Source organism: Rhodococcus sp. MS13 (assembly GCF_013277835.1).
Lineage (GTDB): Bacteria > Actinomycetota > Actinomycetes > Mycobacteriales > Mycobacteriaceae > Rhodococcus_F > Rhodococcus_F erythropolis.
Genome location: NZ_VBTL01000014.1, coordinates 209,851 through 230,611, shown reverse-complemented (window position 1 = coordinate 230,611; position 20,761 = coordinate 209,851). Strand labels below are relative to the sequence as shown.

The following is a 20,761-nucleotide window of genomic DNA, read 5'->3' as shown; positions in this document are numbered from 1 at the left end:
TCGAATCCAGCCGCGTTAGCGCGAATACACAACAGGGCGGGGGTACCACCGAATTTCGGTGGTACCCCCGCCCTGTTGCTCTGAATGCTGCACTTCGCTACGAGTCGGTGACCGCCGCCATCTCGGCTTTGACCACCTCGTACGACATCCCAGCTGAATATCCCTTGCGTGCCAGCATCGAGACCAGTCGACGCGTGACCTTGTCACGATCATCGACGGGCTTGTTCTTCAGCTTCCGCCGAACCAGCTCCGCTGCTCGCTCGCGCTCATCTTCCGGATCGATCTGCGACAACGCTTCGGAAGCGACGTCCTGGTCGATTCCTTTGAGCCGCAACTCGACTGCAAGTGCACGCTTTCCCTTGCCCGAGTACGTATGCCGCGAATGAACCCATTGGTTCGCGAAGTCCGCGTCGTCGATCAACCCGATTTCCTGGAGTCGATCGAGGACCTTGGTAATGATCTCGGGTTCGAAGCCGCGTCCGCTCAGCTTGGTTTCCAGTTCGGAGCGGCTGCGCGCCCGGTCGGTCAGGAGGCGCAGGCAAGCATCTTTGGCCTGCGCCTCTGTCCCGCCTTCTGCGCGTTGCGACGGCTTCTCGGATCGTTGACGGGATCGACGCCGAGGAGCGCCGTACTCTTCACGAGCATTCTCGCCGTTGTCACCGTCGTCGAAGCTCATGACTGAACTCAGAAGTCGGCGGGAGCTTCGTCGGTTGCAGTGACGTCAGCACCGATACCGAGCTTTTCCTTGATCTTCTTCTCGATCTCGTCACGGATATCGGTGTTCTCCAGCAAGAACTTACGAGCATTTTCCTTGCCCTGACCCAACTGGTCACCTTCGTAGGTGTACCAGGAGCCGGACTTGCGGATGAACCCGTGCTCGACACCCATATCGATGAGCGAGCCTTCCTTGCTGATGCCCTGGCCGTAGAGAATATCGAACTCGGCCTGCTTGAACGGCGGCGCGACCTTGTTCTTGACGACCTTGACTCGGGTGCGGTTACCGACTGCGTCGGTACCGTCCTTGAGAGTTTCGATACGACGGATGTCGAGGCGGACCGAAGCGTAGAACTTCAGTGCCTTACCACCGGTGGTGGTTTCGGGAGAACCGAACATCACGCCGATCTTCTCGCGAAGCTGGTTGATGAAGATGACGGTGGTGCCCGAGTTGTTCATGGCACCGGTGATCTTGCGCAGTGCCTGGCTCATCAGTCGAGCCTGCAAACCGACGTGGCTGTCACCCATCTCGCCTTCGATCTCGGCGCGAGGAACAAGAGCGGCCACGGAGTCGATCACGACGATGTCGAGGGCGCCCGAACGGATCAACATGTCGGTGATTTCGAGGGCCTGCTCACCCGTATCGGGCTGCGAGACCAGGAGTGCATCGGTGTCGACGCCCAGCTTGGCTGCATAGTCGGGATCGAGTGCGTGCTCCGCGTCGATGAACGCCGCGATGCCGCCGTTGGCCTGAGCATTGGCAACTGCGTGCAGTGCCACGGTGGTCTTACCCGAAGATTCCGGGCCGTAGATCTCGATGACGCGGCCACGCGGCAGTCCGCCGATACCCAGCGCGACGTCGAGCGCGATGGAACCGGTGGGAATGACGGCGATGGGCTGACGAACACCCTCGCCCAGGCGCATCACCGAACCCTTGCCGAAGTTCTTGTCGATCTGCGCCAACGCGAGGTCGAGTGCCTTGTCCCGATCAGGTGCCTGTGGTGCCATCGTGATCCCCATCCTTGTTTCAGTCTTCAGTGCCTGCCTGAGCAGACTCCGTCTCTTCAGCGCCTGCCTGAGCCGACCCTGTTGGTGTGTTGCGATCAGAGTAGATCCGGCCACCGACAGACTTTTCGATCTTGCTTTCGCGCTTGTCGATCACTGTGCTTGTCGATCACTGTGCTTGTCGATAACCGTGCTTGTCGATAACCGAAAGTTCGCAGTTACGAAAGGAGCGTCACCACCGAACAGCTTCAGCATAGACGAACACGTGTTCGAACAGAAGATGGGAGACGTTCGACACGCCGAAAAAATCAGCGGCGGGCGGGCGGTACGTCGAACTCCACACAGAGCGCACGCCACACTTCGCGAGGCTCCCAACCTGCTTCGACGGCCTCCGCAGCAGTCATTCCGTCGAGACTCTGGAGTACATGGTCGATCAGCATCGAGTCGCCTCGTACCTGCCCGAACTCTTCGCGCACCATTTCATGAAATTCGGTCAACCGCACAGCCGCCACCGTAGTCCACAGAACGGTGCACCTGCATTCAGGCGCAACATGCTCACGCCGTCACACCGCCGTTGACCACCTGTCGGCACACCGCCACCGGATCGGTGACCTGCGACGCAGTCGCAGCAGCGGACATCGCAGCTTCCGCGAATCGTTTGTCGGAGAGCACCTGCAGTACGGCATCGCGAATCGAGCGGGCATCTGCGGGCCGCACGATCACCGACGTCCCTGCCCGCGCAGCGCGATTGGCCAACTCCCACTGGTCCCCACCCCCGGGAACGACGACCGTCGGCACGCCGGCCAGCAAGGCCTTCGCCAACATGCCGTGCCCGCCGCCGCACACCAACACCGACGCGTCACGCAGCATCGCGTCCTGGCGTCCGAGACCTGCACGAACCCAATCGGGATGCTCGCCTTCGGCTCCGTCGAGCATCGACGCGATCAGCCGCACACCGGCGCCGCCGAGTCCTTCGACCGTGCCCTCGAACATTCCCACTGCGCCGGTGTGCGCCGTGGACGGCGCCACCATGACCAGCGGTTCGTCACCTGGCGGTGGGTCCAGAATCACCTCGGTCGGCTCCCACAGAAGCGGGCCGACGACGTGTGCATGCTCCGGCCAGTCGGGGCGCGGCACTTCCAGTGCTGGAAGTGTTGCGATGAGGCGAGCATGCGGGCCTGGATCCAGGGCGGGTAGCCCGATGCCGACACGGGCCTGGGAGCGCTGGGCCAACCCTTGCTTGATCGAACGTCCTGTTGCGGCGCGCATCAGGGTGTCGCGAAGTCGACCACGAATTCCGATGCCGGGCGCGAGCCCACTGCCGATCGGCGGTAACCCCCGCGACGGTGAGTACAGCGGGTGAGGCGAAAGTTCCACCCAGGGGACGCCGAGCCGTTCGGCGGCCAATCCGCCTCCGGCAGTGAGGATGTCGGAGACGACGAGATCCGGGGAGACGGATTTCAGGTCGGGAAGCAGTTCGGTGGAAATATAGGCGGCGCGCGAATGAATCCGAGCGCCTGCATCAAGATCGTCGTCTCCCGGCCGCGGGGCCAAGCCCTTGAGAGGCTCGGCTTCCACGCCGGCCGCTCGCGCTGCCTCGACCCACCGGGTCCCCGTGTACAGAATCGGGTCGTCGCCGGCCTGGATCAACGCCAGCGACAACGCTATTGCGGGAAAAGCATGACCCGGGTCCGGCCCGGCAACAACGGCTACACGCACCGGATCAGAGTGTCACACCGAGTGAAAGGCCTGTTCCGCCGCACCCAGTGCGCGTTCGCGATCCGAAGCCACCAATCCGATTCTCGTCCTGCGATCAAGGACGTCGTCGACGTCGAGTGCGCCTTCATGCGATACCGCGAAATCGAACTCGGCGCCGCAGATCTCCAAGTCCGCAACCGATCGGAGTCGATCGCTGCTCGCCGCGGCCACGACCTCGGCCTCTGTGCCGTATCGCGCCACCAACGACGCCGGTGCCTTGATCTTTTTCAATTCCACCGGTGATGCAGCGCCTACCAGCGGCAACGCGCGTGTCCGACACGCCCCGGCGCTCAGCGATCCGACCTCGACCGCGGCGTCGACGGCGTCTTCGGCCATCTTGCGGTACGTCGTGAGTTTTCCGCCCACCACCGTGACCAAGCCCGAGTCCGAACGGACTACAGCGTGATTGCGCGAGAGGTCGGCCGTCGAGCCGTCACCGGTGTCCAGCAGCGGACGCAGACCCGCGAAGGTCCCCAAGACGTCCTCACGGGTCAGCGGAACTTCCAACGCCGTGTTCACGGTGTCGAGCAGGAAGTCGATCTCGTCCTCGGACGCCGTCGGTACGTCGGGCACCGGTCCCGGCGCTGCTTCGTCGGTCAACCCGAGGTAGATCCGGCCGAGCTGCGCGGGCAGCGCGAAGACGAAACGGTTGGTCTCGCCGGGAATCGGCACGGTCAGTGCTGCCGTGGGGTTCCCCAATCGCGCTGCATCGAGCACCAGGTGCGTCCCGCGGCTGGGGCGCAGGGTGATGCTGGAGTCGACCTGATCAGCCCAGACACCGGTCGCATTGACCACGACGCGGGCACGCATCAAGAACTCGGACCCGGTCAACTCGTCGCGCAAGGTGGCCGACGTTCCGGATACGTCGTATGCACCGACGCGGGTCAGGATTCGCGCGCCGTAGGACGCTGCGGTTCGGGCGATGCCGACGACGAGCCGGGCGTCGTCGATGAGCTGCCCGTCGAACGCGGTCAAGGCGCCTCGTAGGTTCTCCTGCTTGACCGCGGGAGCCAATTCGCGCGCCCGCGCAGCGCTGACCGTCCGTGATCTGGGTAAAACCGAAGCCGGGGTTCGCGCCGACATGCGCAGAGCGTCACCGGCCAGGAAACCGGTACGCACCAGGGCCTTCCCGAAGAACGACGTTTCGGGCAACAGCGGTACGAGTTGAGGCATGGCGCGAACGAGGTGCGGCGCGGTGCGCGTCATGAGAATGCCGCGCTCGACCGCACTTTCACGCGCTATACCGACATTGCCGGAAGCCAGGTACCGAAGGCCGCCGTGTGCCAGCTTCGAACTCCAGCGGCTGGTGCCGAACGCGAGGTCGTGCTTTTCGACCAGCGCAACACTGAGCCCACGAGTCACGGCGTCGAGAGCGACACCGACACCGGTGATTCCGCCGCCGATGACCAGGACGTCAACCGAATCGCCGTTCGCCAACTGCTCGAGCTCACGAGTACGCCGCTGTGCATTGAGAGCTGAATCGCCGCCTGCTGAATCACTGCCTGCTGAATCTCGAGGGTCCACAGCTATTCTCCCGAATTCTTTGCAGGTGCCAGATACGCAGCGACCGCATGTCTGAGTTGCTCGACCGACGCGTCGGCGGAAAGTTCCGGCTCGAGAGTCGGTGCGGAGATGACGACGGACTGAGCCATCAGTAGAACCATCGCCGCAATCTCGTTGACGCTTCCCTCGCGAATCGAACCGTCTTGTTGACCGGCAGCGACGACGGAAGTGATCAGTTCGAGAATCGACTTCTGGCTCGCGCCGAGTCGGTCCACGATGTAGGTGGTGAGCAACTCTTGATCAGCGTGCCGAATCTTCACGAAGAGCGGATGGTCGCGAATCTGGCCGACGACGTCCCCGATCGCTTCCACGAGCAATGTGGCCGCAGACCCGGTGAAGGTCACCTCGGGCAGCACCGATCGAATCTCCCGAGTGAGCAGATCCGCGACGACGGCTCGCGTGTCCGGCCATCGCCGGTAGACGGTCGGCCGGCTCACGCCGGCGCGACGCGAGATCTCCGCCAGTGTGGTTCGCTGCATTCCGAAATCGAGGACACACGACCTTGCTGCGTCGAGAATCACGTCGTCGATCTCGCGGCTGGGGATGCGCTGACCGTCTGCCTTGCGAGGGACAATTGGGCCATCTGCGTTACGGATTACCATCGTGTGTAACACAATACCGGACAAGTCACCGGTAATCCCGTCGGGACTTGCGAGTTCTCTCGCTCAGAGATCATCAGAAATAGTACAACTCGAAACCAACTGCGCGCTCGGCGTCGAATCCAGGCTTCGGTCCGCTGACCATGTCGATCTGTGCGCGCGCCTGTTCCCGGATCGGCGTGGAACTCAACGCCGCCAGATATCGCGCATGTTCCGCGAGCGAATCCACGGCGCGATCGACCGTCGACGTCACGTCGACGCAGTGCGTAGGAGTCATCGTGTTGACCGCAACCCACCGAACGCCGGACCACGGCGCCAGTCCCTGCGCCGTCAATGACGGAAAGATCCATTCGTTCGCCGCATCAGCGGTCGCGTCCAGGACGCTGATCCCGAGCGCTCGGTGATCCGCGCTGTTGAGGTAGCCAGGTCCCCAGGTATGGGAGAAGTTCATCGTCACCACCAATTCCGGGCGGTGACGACGAATTGCTGCGGCGAGAGTCGAGCGCAACTCCAAGCCTTCCACGAGACGACCGTCGGGCAGGCCGAGGAACTCCACCTCACTGACACCGACGATCGCGGCCGAGCGACGCTCTTCTTCCTCGCGGACCGGGCCGGACTCCTCGGGCGACAGACCGGCAATTCCGGCCTCGCCGCGCGTGGCCAGGACATATCGCACGTCTTTGCCGCGATCGGTCCACTGCGCCACTGCTGCGGCTGCGCCGTATTCGATGTCATCGGGATGCGCCACGATGACAATCGCGCGCTGCCAGTCCTCGGGGAAGTTTTCCATAGGGCAGATCTTGCCCGTCAGAACCGCGAAGCGGGCGAATTGTCGTCACTTCCCGACATCGCCTTCACCAGGAAATAGATTCCGAAGCCGACAGCGCCGACCACCAGAACCCAGAAAAGCCCCTTGATCAGCGCACCGACCACCGCGAGTGCGACCCACACCAGTACGACGGCCAAAACGATCTTCCAAAACATGCTTGCCTCCAACGTGCCGTTGAATAATCAGTCGAATCGGACAGGTGCTGCGTCGTCCGTAGAACCAGCCTGACAGGTCTGGCGTGACAAAGCAGCAGCTCAGCGGCAAGTTCAGGTAAAGATCAGGGTTCACCCCGAGACCGGCCCTCACGCAGGTCAGGTGTCCAACCCATCGGAGCTTGCTCCTGGCGTAAACTCGCGAAGTTCGATCCCGTATGCCGAAGGAGCACGTCCGCAGTGTCTACGACCCGTTTCCCCGCTCGCGATCTCGCGCATGTAGCCGTCTTCGCCGCACTCATCATCGCGCTGGGCCTCCCCGGGTCGATCAACATCGGCATCTCCGGTGTACCGATCACACTTCAGTCCATGGGCGTCATGATGGCCGGCGCTCTACTCGGACCGCGCAAGGGTGTTCTCGCCGTCCTGACGGTCATTGCCCTGGGATTGGTCGGGCTACCGGTCCTTGCCGGCGGTCGCACCGCACTCGTGTCCCTCTCCAGCCCGACGGCCGGATTCCTCATCGGTTGGATCCCGACGGCGTTTGTCATCGGATGGCTGACTGCCAAGATGCTGCCCAAGTACCGGATCATCGCGGGCATCGGCATCAACCTTCTCGGCGGCGTCGTCATTCTCTACGCGTTCGGCATCGTCGGAATGATGGTCCGCGGACACATGAGCTTCGTTGCCGCATGGTCGGCCAACGCCGCCTTCATTCCTCTCGACGCCGCAAAAGCGGTCGTCACCGCGTTGGTCGCGTCCCAGGTCCATCGGGCATACCCGGCACTACTGCGCGACTCGGTGATCTCGTCGAACAAGACCGTGGTGGCGAATTAATCTCCGATGAGTGAGATCGTCTTCGAGAACGTCGGACACAGCTTCGGTGAACGAACGGTCCTGCAGCAGATAAATCTGCGACTGAGCGAGCAGCGAATCGGAATCGTGGGTGCGAACGGAAGCGGCAAGTCGACCCTCGCTCGCATGATCAACGGACTGGTCGTTCCAACGGAAGGACGCGTCCACGTCAACGGCTTGGACACGGCGAAGAAGGGCCGCGACGTACGCAAGCAGGTCGGATTCGTCTTCACCGATCCCAACCACCAGATCGTGATGCCGACGGTTGCCGAGGACATCGAATTCTCGCTCCGCCGTAGCGGATTGGGCAAAGCCGAGCGCGCCGCAAAGGTGGCCTCGGTGCTCGAACGCTACGGCCTCGCCGGGCACGCCGACCATCCCACACACCAGCTTTCCGGCGGGCAGAAACAGCTCCTCGCGCTCGCGGCCATCATGGTGACGGAACCGAACGTACTCGTCGCCGACGAACCCACCACGCTCCTCGACCTTCGCAACTCTCGGCTGATCAGTTCGGTATTCGAGTCACTCGATCAGCAACTTATCGTCGTGACCCACCAACTCGATCTCCTCGAATCCTTCGAACGGGTGTTGGTCGTCGACCAAGGCCGCGTCGTCGCTGACGGCTCCCCCGCCGACTCCATCGATCACTACCGGTCGTTGGTCTCGTGACCACTCTCGGCGTCTACAGACCGGGCTGCTCACTCCTGCACCGGATGCCGACGGGGATCAAGCTCTTCGCCTTGGTCGTGGCCATCCTCGCCGTCTCGATCTTCGTGCGTGAGCCGTGGCAACTGGCAGCTCCCACGATCGTCGTTGTGGCCCTGTACGCGATTGCGCGCATTCCTCCGATGACTGCAATCCGGCAGCTGCGTCCAGCGCTGTGGATGTTGCTCTTCATCGGGGCGTTCCAGCTGGTAGTCGCGGGATGGCAGCGAGCGGCCGTCGTTTGCGGGGTTCTGATCATTTCGATCGCCTTCGCGGCGATCATGGGTCTGACCACACGGATCTCCGAGATGCTCGACGCGATCACCAGATTTCTGACACCCTTGCGACGCTTCGGCGTCAATCCCGAACGGATCGCCTTGCTCCTCGCAATGACGATCCGGTGTATCCCGCTGATGTTCGAGGTCATCACACAGGTGTCCGAGGCACGCAAGGCGCGAGGGCTCGGATTCTCGCTGCGATCCTTCGCAGTGCCGGTCATCGTCGGCACCCTGATGACCGCGGACGCAATGGGCGAAGCATTGGCGGCACGCGGCGCCGACGACTGAGATGTCGAACAGGGAGCATTGATCGGCGCGAGGGCCGATCAGTTGTACTTGCGGGTGATGTCGTCCACCTCGCCGATGGCGTCGGCAAGCGCCGAGAGCCGCTCGGCGGCCGCGTGCAGCGCCGAAAGCTCTCGGTTGAATCCCACGAGCGCCGACGGGCTGTGAGGCGCTGTCAGAGCAGCTGCCGAAGTCACCAGATCCTCGTACTGATCCAACCCCGACTGCAACTCACGGACTGCGCCGTCGATGGTGGGATCAAGAGGTTCGGTTACCTTCGGCGTCGCGGCCACGGCGCGTTCCATCGCGACGACATCCGAAGACACCGCGAACATCGCTCTCAGTGCCGAATCGGCGGTAACAGTGATTTCGTCCAACTCACCGGGGTCGATGGTGTCGGCGCGTCTGAGCACACTCAAGATCTCGAACAGCGAAGTCTCGGCGCCGATGAGGCGCGACATCGGGATGAACGCGCGAGACGACGACGGTGGCAACCGCCGGCGAATCGGCGCTGACGGCGGTGGGCCGGAACTCATCGAACGGTAGCGGCCGACCGCGATCACGGCGGGAACCGCGAACAGTGCCGCTCCCCCGCCTGCCACGACCACCGACCACTCTGGAGCCGACGCGACGGCGAGGCCGGCCGTGCCGACCACGGATCCCCCGGACATGAAACCCCAACGCTGAGCGCGTCGGCGCGCACGGGCACGCTTGCGCTCGAACTTGGCCCGCGGGTCCTGCCATCGCCGAGCGGCATCCGCCGCCGAAAGCCCGACCTCGCGCAATGTATCCGCGGTGCGTCCCAAGGCTCCGAAAGCGCCGGATACGGAAACGGGAACGGCCGACCGGGGCTCACGCCCAGATCGACCGTCTCGTGAAGAAAACATCAGAGCATCACTGCCGACATCGAGGATTCGGCTACTGCCCGGTCTGACCGGCAGCCGGGGGCTGCTTCTCGACGGACGGAGTCGCGGGAGTGGCTGCTGCGCCGCCGGACGGCAGCGCCTCGCCCTTCATGGATGCACGAATCTGCTCGAGGCGACTGTGCCCTGCCATCTGGACCGAGGCCTGCTGGACCTCCATCATGCGGCCCTGAACGGAGTTCTGGGCGAGCTCGGCCGAGCCGAGTGCGTCAGCGTAGCGACGTTCGATCTTGTCGCGCACAGCATCGAGGCTGGGTGTGTTGCCCGGAGCCGACAGCGTGCTGTCCATGGAACGAAGGGACTCGCTCACGCGCTCCTGCATCTTGGCCTGCTCGAGCTGGCTGAGCAGCTTGGTGCGCTCGGCAACCTTTGCCTGCAGAGTCATCGCGTTCTGCTCGACGGCCTTCTTGGCCTGAGCGGCTGCCTGCAAGGACTGGTCGTGCAGTGCCTTCAGATCCTCGACGCCCTGCTCGGCCGTCACCAACTGGGCCGCAAAAGCTTCTGCAGCGTTGGTGTACTGAATCGCCTTGTCGTTGTCGCCGGCAGCAGCGGCCTGATCGGCGAGGTTGACTGCCTGGCGCGCGTTGGCGTTGAGCTTTTCGACCTCGTCGAGTTGACGGCTGAGCTTCATCTCGAGTTGACGCTGATTACCGATCACCGACGCAGCCTGCTGGGACAACGCCTGATGCTGGCGCTGTGCGTCCTCGATCGCCTGCTGAATCTGAACCTTTGGATCTGCCTTCTCATCGATCTTCGAATTGAAGAGCGCCATCAGGTACTTCCAGCCCTTGACGAAAGGATTAGCCATTGGTTTGATCCTGCCTCCATCTGATGCGCCGCGCCGAACGCGACCCGGAGCGCGACCGTCGCGCACCGAAACAAGGGCTGCGCCCTATCTGCTCTGACCCCACCTGCTGGAAACCGGCGGTTACGTACAAAATCTATCGGTTACGGCCGGTAGTGGCTACGCCGCCGCCAACCTTCGAGCGTTCGGTGCCGGAATCACGACGCGGGTGTCGCGTGCGATAGTCGGCGAACCGGAAGCCGAGACAGAGCCGGAAGCCGACACGGCAGGTTCGGCAACCTGCCGACCAGCTACCGGAGCGCTCTTCTTCGTGGCCAGGGTCTCGCTCACGTCGACCAGCACGTCGGACAGTGGGACTGCGAGCGCATCACAGATCGCCGCCAACAATTCGCTCGATGCTTCCTTACGTCCACGTTCCACTTCGGACAGATAGCCCAAGCTCACACGCGCGCTGTTCGACACCTCACGTAGCGTGCGGCTCTGCGAAACGCGCGTACGCCGGAGACTGTCACCGATTGCCTCACGCAATAGCAGCGCCATCTCGCTCCTCCTTCATCCGTGACCTCATCGTGCATGGTCGTACGTCTTCACAATCGTCAACGTCCGAACACATCCGATTGGTTCCCGAGCCTATCGTGCCGCACGCTCTACGACACGATCACGCAACCGCGACACGGCAGTCGCGACCGCGGTTGTCCGAATCTCCCACCGTTCGCCGCCGAGCGCGAGCGGTTCGCATTCGGTTCCGTCAGGGCCGGCGATACCGAGAAACACTGTTCCGACCGGGTGTCCGTCCTGCTCACTCGGACCGGCGACTCCGGTCAGACCGATACCCCAGTCCGCACCGCACTTCGTCCGGGCACCGAGCGCCAATGCCACCGCCGTGCTCTCGGACACGGGGCCGTCCGTTGCCAGGCGGCCTGGATCCACACCAGCCAGTGTTGCTTTCAGGTCGGTCGCGTACACGACCAGGCCCCCGCGCAACACCGCGCTCGACCCCGGCACCGACGCGACTGCAGCCGTGAACAACCCTGCTGTCAGAGATTCGGCGGCGGCGACAGTCTGCTTCGCGGCGCCGAGGGCCTCGACAAGTTCGACAACTCCGAGTCCGAGCAGCGGATCGGTCATGACTCGACTGCGCGAACTCCGGCGCGAAGCCTGATCGCCTGCACGATGTATTCGATTCCCGTCGCCACCGTCAGCACGACGGCAGCAGCCATCAGCAGCCCGCTGACGATGTCCCAACTGCTCGGCAGCGGGCAGAGGTAGAACCCGATCGCAACGGCCTGCACGAGGGTCTTGAGCTTGCCGCCCTTGCCCGCCGGGATGACCGCGTGCCGCAGAACCGCGAACCGCAGCAGCGTGATTCCGAGTTCCCTGGCGATGATCACTCCGGTCACCCACCACGACAGATCGCCGAGAACCGAGAGCCCGATCAGCGCGGCTCCGATCAGCGCCTTGTCCGCGATCGGGTCCATGAGTTTGCCGAAATCGGTGACCAGACCGTACTTCCGAGCCAATTGGCCGTCGATCCGATCCGTGATCGCGGCGACGATGAACACGCCCATCGCCCCGAGACGCCACCACGTCGAGTGTCCGCCGTCGACGAACAGAACAACGATAAACACCGGAACGAGAACCATCCGGACCATCGTGAGAATGTTCGCGATGTTCAGCAACGGAACCGGGTTGTCCGCGACAGGTGTGCCGTCGGACGGGCCGACGGCGGCGCGATGGGCGTCGGTCTGATCGCGCGGGGTACTCATCGGATCACCGCACAGGCGGTGAGCCGAACCCGGGATACAGCCGAGCGGCGCGGGAATTGCGTGGGGCGGACAGGCACGCGACTTAGAATATCGGTAGGGCCATTGACTAATGTGCACCACATGACTTCGACCGCGCCGACCTATACCGAGAGCCAGTTGATCGTGCGTCGCGCGCGAACGTCGGACATCCCCGAAATCAAGCGTCTGATCGACATCTACGCCGGCAAGATCCTCCTCGAGAAGAATCTCGTGACGCTGTACGAGGCAGTCCAGGAGTTCTGGGTCGCCGAGCGGGGCGACCAGGTAATCGCTTGCGGCGCACTGCATGTGCTGTGGGCGGACCTGGGTGAGATCCGCACCGTCGCAGTCGATCCGACTGCGAAAGGGCAGGGCGCAGGTTTCCACGTCGTCGACAAACTCATCGAGGTCGCCAAGGAATTGGAGTTGGAACGGTTGTTCGTTTTGACGTTCGAGACCGAGTTCTTCCACCGTCACGGATTCGCGGAGATCGACGGCACTCCCGTCACCGCCGAGGTCTATGCGGAAATGTGTCGGTCCTACGACGCCGGCGTCGCCGAGTTCCTCGATCTGAGCTATGTGAAACCCAACACACTCGGCAATACTCGCATGCTCCTGACTCTCTGAACCGTTCAGACTCTTCAAAGACACCTGTCTCGATCACCAGCCTCCGAAAGCGGTTCACGATGTCGTTGTTCCTCGTCGAATACACCTACGCACCCGAGAAGACCCCTCAGCGCGACGAAGTCCGCAGCGATCACCGCGCCTGGCTCGCGGATCTGGTTTCCCGCTCGATCGTTCTGTCATCTGGCCCGTTTGCAGATGGAAACGGCGCGCTGATCATCGTCGACGCCGCTGACGCCGACACCGTTTCACTCCTCTTCACCCACGATCCGTTCGCGATCGCCGATTTGATCGAGAAGGTCCGGATCACCGAGTGGGTTCCGGTGTTGGGTCAGTTCAGCGCCTGAGAGCGTCGGCCTACTCCCCGGCCCGGTCGCGAGTCTTCAACAGGCTCGCGACCGTCGTCACCGCCAATACTCCGATGATCACTCCGAGTGAGAGTGCCGTAGAGATTTCCGGCACGGAGACGTGTTCACCTCCGTTGACGAACGAGAGGGTGTTCTCGTGCAACGCGTGAAGTACCAGTTTCACACCGATGAACGCCAAGATTATCGAGAGCCCGTACGAGAGATAGACCAGCCGTTCGAGCAACCCACCGATCAGGAAGTACAGCTGCCGTAGGCCCATCAGCGCGAAGGCGTTGGCGGTGAAGACCAGATACGGTTCCTGGGTCAGACCGTAGATCGCCGGAATCGAATCGAGCGCGAAGAGCACGTCGGCAAAGCCGATTGCGATGAGCGCCAACAACAACGGAGTCACGACGCGCTTGCCGTCGATCCGGGTGATCAACTTGTCGCCGTCGTATTCCTCGGTAGTCGGCAGCACCCGTTTCACGAGCGAGATGATGCGACTGTCGCGCTTCTCCTCGGCTTCCTTCTCATGCCCGTGATCGCGGATCAGGGTGTACGCGGTGTAGATCAGGAACGCACCGAAGAGGTAGAACACCCAACTGTATGCGTTGATGGCGGCGGCACCGACACCGATGAAGATTCCGCGCATCACCAACGCGAGGACGATGCCGATCAGCAATACCTTCTGCTGGAACTCTCGTGGTACCGCGAAGGTCGACATAATGATCACGAAGACGAACAGATTGTCGACCGAGAGCGCCTTTTCCGTGACATAGCCGGCGAAGTACTCACCACCGTACGTGGTGCCCCAGATCCACATCACGACGAGGCCGAAGACGATGGCGATCGAGATGTAGACCGTCGACCAGAATGCGGACTCCCGGAAGGTCGGCGCATGCGGCGTGCGGACGTGGGCGAAGAAGTCGAAGACGAACAGGCCGAGGATCACCACGATCGTGATTCCCCAAGCCAACGGCGTCACATGCACGGGTTCCTCCGGTCGTCTGTCGACGGCTTGTCCGCCGAGGTGTCCCTACTCGTCTGCGGGTGCCTCATCCGGGTCGCCGCCGCGAATCGACCACAGCAGACCGTCGAGTTCCTCAGGCTTCATGAGTACCTCGCGGGCCTTCGAGCCCTCGCTGGGTCCGACGACGCCACGATTTTCCATGAGGTCCATCAGTCGGCCGGCCTTGGCGAACCCGACTCGCAGCTTGCGCTGAAGCATCGACGTTGAACCGAACTGGCTGGTGATCACCAATTCCACGGCCTGCAAGAGGACATCCATGTCGTCGCCGATGTCGGGGTCGACGTCCTTCTTCTCCCCGGCCTTCTGCGCGGTGACACCTTCGGTGTACTCGGGCTCCGCCTGGTTCTTCGCGAAGTCGACGACCGCCGAGATTTCTTCGTCGGTGATGAACGCGCCCTGCATACGGGTCGGCTTACCCGCACCCATGGGCAGGAAGAGGCCGTCACCCATACCGATGAGCTTCTCGGCGCCTGGCTGATCGAGGATGACTCGCGAGTCCGTCAGTGAAGACGTCGCGAACGCCAGACGAGACGGCACGTTGGTCTTGATCAAGCCGGTGACGACGTCGACGGACGGGCGCTGCGTTGCCAGCACCAGGTGGATACCGGCAGCACGGGCTTTCTGCGTGATGCGGACAATCGCTTCTTCGACGTCGCGGGGAGCGGTCATCATGAGGTCGGCCAGCTCGTCCACAATTGCCAGGATGTACGGGTACGGACGGTAGACGCGCTCGCTGCCCAGCGGGGCGGTGATTTCGCCGGACTTGACCTTGGAGTTGAAGTCGTCGATATGACGCACCCGGTTGGCCTGCATGTCCTGGTAACGCTGTTCCATCTCCTCGACCAACCAGGCCAGCGCTGCCGCGGCCTTCTTCGGCTGAGTGATGATCGGCGTGATCAGGTGCGGGATACCTTCGTACGGCGTGAGCTCGACCATCTTGGGGTCGATGAGGATCATCCGTACTTCTTCCGGCGTTGCTCGGGTGAGCAACGAGACGAGCATCGAGTTCACGAAGCTCGACTTACCCGAGCCGGTCGAACCTGCCACCAGGAGGTGGGGCATCTTCGCGAGGTTGGCACTGACGAAGTCACCTTCGATGTCCTTGCCCAGACCGATCACCAGCGGATGGTGATCGCGTCGGGTGCTCGGCGCGTTCAGCACGTCGGCGAGGCGAACCATTTCGCGGTCGGAGTTCGGTACCTCGATGCCCACCGCGGACTTACCCGGAATGGGGGCCAGGAGGCGGACGTTGTCGGTAGCCACTGCATAGGCGATGTTGCGGGCGAGCGCGGTGATCTTCTCGACCTTGACGCCTGGACCGAGTTCGACCTCGTACCGCGTCACTGTCGGGCCTCGGGTGAATCCGGTAACGGCGGCGTCGATCTTGAACTGTTCGAGGACCTCGCTGATCGCTTCGATCATCGCGTCGTTCGCAGAACTGCGGAGCTTGGGCGGGTCCCCTTCGATCAGCAACGTCGTCGGAGGGAGGTTGTAGTCGCCGTCGGTGACCCGATCGGTGACGAAGTGTTCCTTCTCCTCCGGCTCCGGTTCGGGTTTCGGCACAGGCTTGGCGATAGGGACGGAACGGGCCGGCACCTTGGGGCGCGGCGCCGGAGTCTCCACGACGGGCGCGGCAGCAGCCACGACGGGCTCGTCGGGTACTGCGGTGTCGTCGGCGTTCCACAGACCGAGTACTTCGGTCTTCTTGTCGCCGGATTCGAACTCGTCCGTCGGGTAGTTGTCGATCGGTGCGCGTCGGCTGGTCCGCTTGGCGGGCTTGAGCGGTGGCTCGGCGTAGGTGTCGACCGGGTAGCCGTCGGCGTCGAACAGTGAAGGATCGTAAGCAGATTCGCCGTAGTGGTGCTCGCCGTCCTCGTCGAATTCGGATCCGTAGTCGCCGTATTCGTCCGAGCGATACGAGGCACCGAAGAAGGACTGGAACTTGCTCGGCACCTCACGCAGCGTGGTTCCGGTCAGAAGGAGGATTCCGAATCCGGCGGCGATGACCAGCAGCGGCGCAGACAGCCAGACGGTGAGCCCGTTGGTGAGCGGGCCGCCCACGACGTACCCGACGAACCCTGCTCCGTTGGAGCGACCGGTGGAGTCTGTCGGTGAACCCGAGATGATGTGCCAGAGGCCGAGCGCCGGCAGACCGACCAGCAACGATCCCATGATCAGTCGGGGGCGGATCTCAGGTTTCGGTTCTGTGCGCATCAACAGGATCGCGAGGCCGACGCCGACGATGGGGAGCACGGCCGAGGCCGCGCCGAAGATAGCGCGCACAAGGGTGTCGATGCCGCCGCCGATCGGACCACCGGCCTTGAACCAGACGCCGCCGGCGATGACGACGCTGAATGCGATCAGGCCGAGCGCTATTCCGTCGCGGCGGTGGCCGGCTTCGATCTCGCCGACCTTACTGACGGTGCGTGTGGTGGCGCCGACGCCGCGGGCAGCCAGGGACCACCCGGCTCCGATTCCCTTGCCGACAGCCGCCAACGGGCTGGCCCGCTGAGACGTTTTCGATACCGGGCGGCGCGCGGCCGACGACGTACCGGAGGCCTTCTTGGGCGCTGGCTTGGAGCCTTTGCCCGAGGCCGGGCGCCCACCAGCCCTGGCCGAAGTCGTGACGTTCCGAGGAGTCGACACGGTCCGTGTGGTGCGCGAGGTGCGAGGTTTTGCGGTCGTGCGCGCACTCGGAGTGGAGGCTGACGACCTGGTCGATGCCCTGGACGTGGACGTGCTTGTACTGGATCCCCGGGCGCTCGACTTACCTGCCATGGAGTTCAGGCTAGTCTGTGCGACCCCATCTGGACCATCCGCAACACCAGCAACACTGGTCGCGAGTGCGAAACGTGATCTTCGCAACCCGTCGTTCGAGCGCCACTCAGGTTGAAAAAGGCAATCAGAAACTGCGATCGAGCGACATCACGGATTGGACGTCGGCCAGTTCACCTTTGGCTTCGATCTTCACTTCGTTGCGACCGAATGCGTGCAGCAGCAACTCGGCGGGTTCGCCCTGCAAGACAACACTGCGAGTGCCGGATTTATGGACGACCGCACTCTCGCCGGAGGGAAGTTCGAAAATTACCTCGACAGCGGCCTTGCGGTAGCCCATCTTGCCGATCTGGCGTGCGTACTTCCACAGTTGAGCCTGCCGACCCTCCGACAACGGACGCGGCGCCCAGTTCAGATGTGCGCGGCGTACGTCTTCGTGGTGAACGAACATCTCGGTGGTGTTGACCTGCGCGTCGAGCCAGTACATCGGCGACCATCGCGGCGGCCCGCTCCGAACGTCGTCGAGGATCTCCTCCCACGGACGCGCTGCTGCGGCCTTTCGAACGCTCTCGGTGTGACCGGCAAGAGGGCTCAACATGATTCCGGGAGCGGCGTCGAGACGCCGCTCCCGGACAATCAGATGTGCTGCCAGGTCACGATTGGTCCACTCCCCACACAGTGTCGGAGCATCGGGGCCGAACTCGACCATGCTGTCCACCAGGGCGAGTCGTTCGTCATGAGCGAAGGTCACCTTCGCCAAAGTACTCGAACCGGACCGGGTTCGAGCGGAAGCGACCTGCTGTGCCGAATCTACGGAACCGCGATGACCGTCGGAATGATCATCGGACGGCGGCGGTACTTGTCCGCGACCCAGCGTCCGACGACGCGGCGCACGGACTGCGCGATGCGATGAGCGTCGATGACGCCTTCGCTCGCCAACCGGGCCAGGTCCGATTCCACGAGATCCGCGGCGGCCTTGAGTGCCGTCGGATCGTCGGAGAAGCCACGACCGGACACCTCGGGAGTGCTGACTGCACGTCCTGTCGACTCGTTGATGACGATGGTGATGGCGATGAAGCCGCCTTCGCCGAGTACGAGGCGATCGGAGAGCGTCGGCTCGCCGACGTCGCCGACTGAAAGACCGTCGACGTAGACGTGTCCGACCGGTACGCGTCCGACGATCTCGGCGAGGCCATCGACCATATCGACCACGACGCCGTCCTCAGCCAGCACGATGCGCTCTTCCGGAACGCCGGTGGCCTTGGCAAGGGCGGCGTTGGCACGCAGGTGCCGCCATTCACCGTGGACGGGCATGGCGTTGGTGGGCCGAACCGCGTTGTACAGGTAGAGCAACTCACCGGCGGACGCGTGGCCCGAGACGTGAACCTTGGCGCTCTGCTGCGTCACGACGGTGGCACCGCGCTTGGCCAAGCCGTTGACCACGGCAAAAACGGAGTTCTCGTTACCCGGAATCAGCGAGGATGCGAGAACGACCAGGTCGTTGGCACGGATGTTGATCTGGCGGTGTTCGCCGCGTGCCATCCGCGAGAGCGCTGCCAACGGCTCACCCTGCGAACCCGTCGAAATGAGCACCAGGCGATCGTCGGGAAGGGTGGCGGCGGTGTCGATGTCGACGACCAGTCCGTCTGGCACCGTGAGGTAGCCGAGATCCTGGGCGATCTGCATGTTGCGGACCATCGAGCGGCCGACGAAGACGATGCGACGGTTGTACCGAGCGGCAACGTCGACGACCTGCTGGATGCGGTGCACGTGGCTGGCGAACGATGCCACGATGACGCGCTGCTTCGCCTTGCCGATGACGTTGTCGAGCACTCCCCCGATTTCACGCTCGGGCGTGACGAATCCCGGGACCTCGGCGTTGGTCGAGTCCACGAGGAACAGGTCGACACCCTCGTCGCCCAGGCGGGAGAAACCGGCGAGGTCGGTCAGGCGGCCGTCGAGAGGCAGCTGATCGAGCTTGATGTCACCGGTGTGCAGTACAACTCCGGCGTCGGTGCGAATCGCGATCGCGAGCGCGTCGGGAATCGAGTGGTTGACGGCGAAGTACTCGCAGTCGAACGGGCCGTGAGTGGTGGTGTTTCCTTCGACGACCTCGACGAGGTTCGGTCGCAGGCGATGCTCGCGGCACTTGGCGGCAACGAGGGCGAGAGTGAACTTCGCGCCGATGACCGGAATGTCCGCGCGCAGGCGCAGCAAGAACGGTAGAGCACCGATGTGGTCCTCGTGGCCGTGAGTCAAGATGACGGCTTCGACGTCGTCCATACGGTCTTCGATGTAGCGGAAGTCCGGGAGGATCAGGTCGACGCCGGGCTGCTGGTCTTCGGGGAACAGCACACCGCAGTCGACGATCAGCAACTTGCCGCGGTGCTCGAACACCGTCATGTTGCGACCGATTTCGCCGATGCCGCCGAGAGCAACGATGCGCAGACCTGATGCCGGCGCCTTCGGGGGTGTTCCGAGGCGACCTGTGGGATCGACGGCCGGACGGTTCTCGGGGCGCTTGTTTCCGCGCCCGTTGCCCGCCTTCGACGCTGCCGGACGGTTGCCGCCGGCAGATTTGCGTGGCGACCTGTCTTCGGTCGATTTCTTGGGTGCAGCAGATTTAGTGGCTGCGGACTTGGTCGCTGCAGATTTGGCTGCTGCGGCCTTCTTGGGCGGGGCGGCTGCGGCGGGGGCCGCTTCTGCCGCCGGCGCAGCTGGTGCCTCTACCGGTGCGGCCTTCGCGGCCGTTTCGGGAGCCGGAGGCGAAGGCGGACCGGCTTGACGACTGGCACTACGACGTCGGGGGGGACGGGTCATTTACAAAACTCCTGCCGCATGCAGATCGGCGGCAAGACCGTCGATCTGCTCTTTAGTGGGTGCAACCTGCGGAAGGCGTGGTTCTCCGACATCGATTCCGATGAGTCGCAGACCCGCCTTCGAAGCGCTGACACCGCCGAGGCGGGCAACGGAACGAATCACAGGGATCAAACTGAGGTTTATTTCGCGTGCGCGGGCGATGTCGCCGGACACGAACGCGGTGTGGAGGTCGCGGAGGCGACCCGGAACGAGATGGCCGATGACGCTGACGAAGCCGGTAGCACCGACAGCGAGCCACGGCAGGTTCAGCGGGTCGTCACCGGAGAAGAACTGAAGCTCGGTGGTGCCGATCAACTCTGCGCCGGCGTTGAGGTCACCCTTGGCATCCTTGACGGCCTTGATCCGCGGGTGCTCGGCGAGTCGGCGGATCGTTTCGGTCTCGATGGGGACGACGGAGCGGGGCGGAATGTCGTACAACATGACGGGCAGGTCGGTCGCGTTGGCGACGGCGGTGAAGTGTGCAAAGAGTCCGGCCTGGGGCGGACGCGAGTAGTACGGGGTGACGACGAGCAGACCGTGCGCTCCGGCGCGAGCCGCGTCACGGGCGAGTTCGACACTGTGGGCGGTGTCGTTGCTCCCGGCGCCTGCAACGATCTTCGCGCGGTTGCCGACGGCGTCGATCACTGCGCGGAGCAGGTCGAGCTTCTCGGACTCGGTGGTGGTGGGAGACTCACCGGTCGTGCCGGCAAGAACGAGGCCGTCGCAGCCGTTGTCGACGAGATGGGCTGCGAGGCGCACTCCCGCGTCGACGTCCAACTTCCCGTCGGCAGTGAACGGGGTCACCATCGCAACGGAAATGGTGCCGAACGGACGCTCGACAAGAGAAGCGGAATCACCGTAGGTCATGGTC

At 63.5% G+C, this 20,761-nt stretch carries 23 protein-coding genes; 5 read left to right on the top strand and 18 right to left on the bottom strand.

Going from position 1 to position 20,761, the window contains the following annotated elements; all coding sequences use genetic code 11:
• Positions 1-97: 97 nt before the first annotated feature.
• From recX to FEZ59_RS29410, 8 genes are all read right to left on the bottom strand, one after another.
• Positions 98-676, bottom strand: coding sequence for a recombination regulator RecX (recX, locus tag FEZ59_RS29445; RefSeq protein WP_020907522.1), 579 nt, complete (start codon positions 674-676; stop codon positions 98-100).
• An 8-nt stretch (positions 677-684) separates the two neighbouring features.
• Positions 685-1,722 (bottom strand): recombinase RecA, encoded by a 1,038-nt coding sequence (gene recA, locus FEZ59_RS29440; RefSeq protein WP_007735170.1) that lies wholly within the window; start codon positions 1,720-1,722, stop codon positions 685-687.
• 305 nt (positions 1,723-2,027) lie between these two features.
• Positions 2,028-2,222 carry a DUF3046 domain-containing protein gene (locus tag FEZ59_RS29435; RefSeq protein WP_003942185.1) on the bottom strand — a complete coding sequence of 65 codons (195 nt, stop codon included), beginning with the start codon at positions 2,220-2,222 and terminating at the stop codon, positions 2,028-2,030.
• 52 nt (positions 2,223-2,274) lie between these two features.
• Positions 2,275-3,438 (bottom strand): nucleotide disphospho-sugar-binding domain-containing protein, encoded by a 1,164-nt coding sequence (locus tag FEZ59_RS29430; RefSeq protein ID WP_141487358.1) that lies wholly within the window; start codon positions 3,436-3,438, stop codon positions 2,275-2,277.
• 12 nt (positions 3,439-3,450) lie between these two features.
• Positions 3,451-5,001: an FAD-dependent oxidoreductase gene (locus FEZ59_RS29425; RefSeq protein WP_172933551.1), complete on the bottom strand. Its 1,551-nt coding sequence runs from the start codon at positions 4,999-5,001 to the stop codon at positions 3,451-3,453.
• Between the two features lie 2 nt (positions 5,002-5,003).
• On the bottom strand, positions 5,004-5,642 hold the full coding sequence (locus FEZ59_RS29420) for a TetR/AcrR family transcriptional regulator (protein WP_019748192.1): 639 nt from the start codon (positions 5,640-5,642) through the stop codon (positions 5,004-5,006).
• 73 nt (positions 5,643-5,715) lie between these two features.
• A complete protein-coding gene (locus FEZ59_RS29415; RefSeq protein WP_019748191.1) occupies positions 5,716-6,429 on the bottom strand; it encodes a PIG-L deacetylase family protein in 714 nt (237 codons plus the stop codon).
• 17 nt (positions 6,430-6,446) lie between these two features.
• The gene (locus FEZ59_RS29410) at positions 6,447-6,623 is read right to left on the bottom strand and encodes a hypothetical protein (RefSeq protein WP_003942133.1); all 177 of its coding nucleotides are present in this window, start codon (positions 6,621-6,623) and stop codon (positions 6,447-6,449) included.
• A 237-nt stretch (positions 6,624-6,860) separates the two neighbouring features.
• On the opposite strand from FEZ59_RS29410, the gene FEZ59_RS29405 reads away from it, so the two are divergent.
• From FEZ59_RS29405 to FEZ59_RS29395, 3 genes are read left to right on the top strand one after another with little or no spacing between them, the layout of a single operon-like run.
• Positions 6,861-7,457, top strand: coding sequence for a biotin transporter BioY (locus FEZ59_RS29405; RefSeq protein ID WP_019748189.1), 597 nt, complete (start codon positions 6,861-6,863; stop codon positions 7,455-7,457).
• A gap of 6 nt (positions 7,458-7,463) precedes the next feature.
• The gene (locus FEZ59_RS29400) at positions 7,464-8,144 is read left to right on the top strand and encodes an ABC transporter ATP-binding protein (RefSeq protein ID WP_070797201.1); all 681 of its coding nucleotides are present in this window, start codon (positions 7,464-7,466) and stop codon (positions 8,142-8,144) included.
• Positions 8,141-8,746: an energy-coupling factor transporter transmembrane component T gene (locus tag FEZ59_RS29395; RefSeq protein ID WP_019748187.1), complete on the top strand. Its 606-nt coding sequence runs from the start codon at positions 8,141-8,143 to the stop codon at positions 8,744-8,746. Before FEZ59_RS29400 ends, FEZ59_RS29395 begins: the two co-directional genes overlap by 4 nt.
• A gap of 38 nt (positions 8,747-8,784) precedes the next feature.
• On the opposite strand, the gene FEZ59_RS29390 is transcribed toward FEZ59_RS29395, so the two are convergent.
• From FEZ59_RS29390 to pgsA, 5 genes are all read right to left on the bottom strand, one after another.
• Positions 8,785-9,630 carry a hypothetical protein gene (locus FEZ59_RS29390; protein ID WP_020907518.1) on the bottom strand — a complete coding sequence of 282 codons (846 nt, stop codon included), beginning with the start codon at positions 9,628-9,630 and terminating at the stop codon, positions 8,785-8,787.
• Positions 9,631-9,661: 31 nt separating this feature from the next.
• Complete coding sequence (gene pspA / locus FEZ59_RS29385) at positions 9,662-10,474, bottom strand: phage shock protein PspA (protein WP_003942098.1); 813 nt, start codon at positions 10,472-10,474, stop codon at positions 9,662-9,664.
• A 156-nt stretch (positions 10,475-10,630) separates the two neighbouring features.
• Entirely contained in the window at positions 10,631-11,011 is a 381-nt protein-coding gene (locus FEZ59_RS29380; RefSeq protein ID WP_003942191.1) for a helix-turn-helix transcriptional regulator, read from the bottom strand.
• A 90-nt stretch (positions 11,012-11,101) separates the two neighbouring features.
• Positions 11,102-11,599: a CinA family protein gene (locus FEZ59_RS29375; protein WP_019748185.1), complete on the bottom strand. Its 498-nt coding sequence runs from the start codon at positions 11,597-11,599 to the stop codon at positions 11,102-11,104.
• Positions 11,596-12,237, bottom strand: a complete 642-nt coding sequence (gene pgsA / locus FEZ59_RS29370; protein ID WP_172933550.1) for a CDP-diacylglycerol--glycerol-3-phosphate 3-phosphatidyltransferase — start codon at positions 12,235-12,237, stop codon at positions 11,596-11,598. The genes FEZ59_RS29375 and pgsA overlap by 4 nt, the downstream gene beginning before the upstream one ends.
• A gap of 120 nt (positions 12,238-12,357) precedes the next feature.
• Between pgsA and FEZ59_RS29365 the strand changes: the two genes are divergently transcribed.
• Entirely contained in the window at positions 12,358-12,882 is a 525-nt protein-coding gene (locus FEZ59_RS29365; RefSeq protein WP_019748183.1) for an amino-acid N-acetyltransferase, read from the top strand.
• A 59-nt stretch (positions 12,883-12,941) separates the two neighbouring features.
• Positions 12,942-13,226 carry a YciI family protein gene (locus FEZ59_RS29360; RefSeq protein WP_019748182.1) on the top strand — a complete coding sequence of 95 codons (285 nt, stop codon included), beginning with the start codon at positions 12,942-12,944 and terminating at the stop codon, positions 13,224-13,226.
• Between the two features lie 10 nt (positions 13,227-13,236).
• Here FEZ59_RS29360 and FEZ59_RS29355 read toward each other — a convergent pair whose 3' ends face one another.
• The 5 genes from FEZ59_RS29355 to dapA form a co-directional block, all read right to left on the bottom strand.
• The gene (locus FEZ59_RS29355; RefSeq protein WP_019748181.1) at positions 13,237-14,217 is read right to left on the bottom strand and encodes a TerC family protein; all 981 of its coding nucleotides are present in this window, start codon (positions 14,215-14,217) and stop codon (positions 13,237-13,239) included.
• 45 nt (positions 14,218-14,262) lie between these two features.
• Positions 14,263-17,034, bottom strand: a complete 2,772-nt coding sequence (locus tag FEZ59_RS29350) for a DNA translocase FtsK (protein ID WP_019748180.1) — start codon at positions 17,032-17,034, stop codon at positions 14,263-14,265.
• A gap of 124 nt (positions 17,035-17,158) precedes the next feature.
• Entirely contained in the window at positions 17,159-17,782 is a 624-nt protein-coding gene (locus FEZ59_RS29345; protein ID WP_172933549.1) for a TIGR03085 family metal-binding protein, read from the bottom strand.
• 59 nt (positions 17,783-17,841) lie between these two features.
• Entirely contained in the window at positions 17,842-19,851 is a 2,010-nt protein-coding gene (locus FEZ59_RS29340; RefSeq protein WP_019748179.1) for a ribonuclease J, read from the bottom strand.
• Positions 19,852-20,757, bottom strand: coding sequence for a 4-hydroxy-tetrahydrodipicolinate synthase (gene dapA / locus FEZ59_RS29335; RefSeq protein ID WP_003942142.1), 906 nt, complete (start codon positions 20,755-20,757; stop codon positions 19,852-19,854).
• Between the last annotated feature and the right edge of the window lie 4 nt (positions 20,758-20,761).

Bases quoted from the DNA above. Each gene is read 5' to 3' on its own strand.
- recX (WP_020907522.1), bottom strand. From the start codon at position 676: ATGAGCTTCGACGACGGTGACAACGGCGAGAATGCTCGTGAAGAGTAC.
- recA (WP_007735170.1), bottom strand. From the start codon at position 1,722: ATGGCACCACAGGCACCTGATCGGGACAAGGCACTCGACCTCGCGTTG.
- FEZ59_RS29420 (WP_019748192.1), bottom strand. From the start codon at position 5,642: ATGGTAATCCGTAACGCAGATGGCCCAATTGTCCCTCGCAAGGCAGAC.
- FEZ59_RS29415 (WP_019748191.1), bottom strand. From the start codon at position 6,429: ATGGAAAACTTCCCCGAGGACTGGCAGCGCGCGATTGTCATCGTGGCG.
- FEZ59_RS29410 (WP_003942133.1), bottom strand. From the start codon at position 6,623: ATGTTTTGGAAGATCGTTTTGGCCGTCGTACTGGTGTGGGTCGCACTC.
- FEZ59_RS29400 (WP_070797201.1), top strand. From the start codon at position 7,464: ATGAGTGAGATCGTCTTCGAGAACGTCGGACACAGCTTCGGTGAACGA.
- FEZ59_RS29390 (WP_020907518.1), bottom strand. From the start codon at position 9,630: ATGTTTTCTTCACGAGACGGTCGATCTGGGCGTGAGCCCCGGTCGGCC.
- pspA (WP_003942098.1), bottom strand. From the start codon at position 10,474: ATGGCTAATCCTTTCGTCAAGGGCTGGAAGTACCTGATGGCGCTCTTC.
- FEZ59_RS29380 (WP_003942191.1), bottom strand. From the start codon at position 11,011: ATGGCGCTGCTATTGCGTGAGGCAATCGGTGACAGTCTCCGGCGTACG.
- FEZ59_RS29375 (WP_019748185.1), bottom strand. From the start codon at position 11,599: ATGACCGATCCGCTGCTCGGACTCGGAGTTGTCGAACTTGTCGAGGCC.
- pgsA (WP_172933550.1), bottom strand. From the start codon at position 12,237: ATGAGTACCCCGCGCGATCAGACCGACGCCCATCGCGCCGCCGTCGGC.
- FEZ59_RS29365 (WP_019748183.1), top strand. From the start codon at position 12,358: ATGACTTCGACCGCGCCGACCTATACCGAGAGCCAGTTGATCGTGCGT.
- FEZ59_RS29360 (WP_019748182.1), top strand. From the start codon at position 12,942: ATGTCGTTGTTCCTCGTCGAATACACCTACGCACCCGAGAAGACCCCT.
- FEZ59_RS29350 (WP_019748180.1), bottom strand. From the start codon at position 17,034: ATGGCAGGTAAGTCGAGCGCCCGGGGATCCAGTACAAGCACGTCCACG.
- FEZ59_RS29340 (WP_019748179.1), bottom strand. From the start codon at position 19,851: ATGACCCGTCCCCCCCGACGTCGTAGTGCCAGTCGTCAAGCCGGTCCG.
- dapA (WP_003942142.1), bottom strand. From the start codon at position 20,757: ATGACCTACGGTGATTCCGCTTCTCTTGTCGAGCGTCCGTTCGGCACC.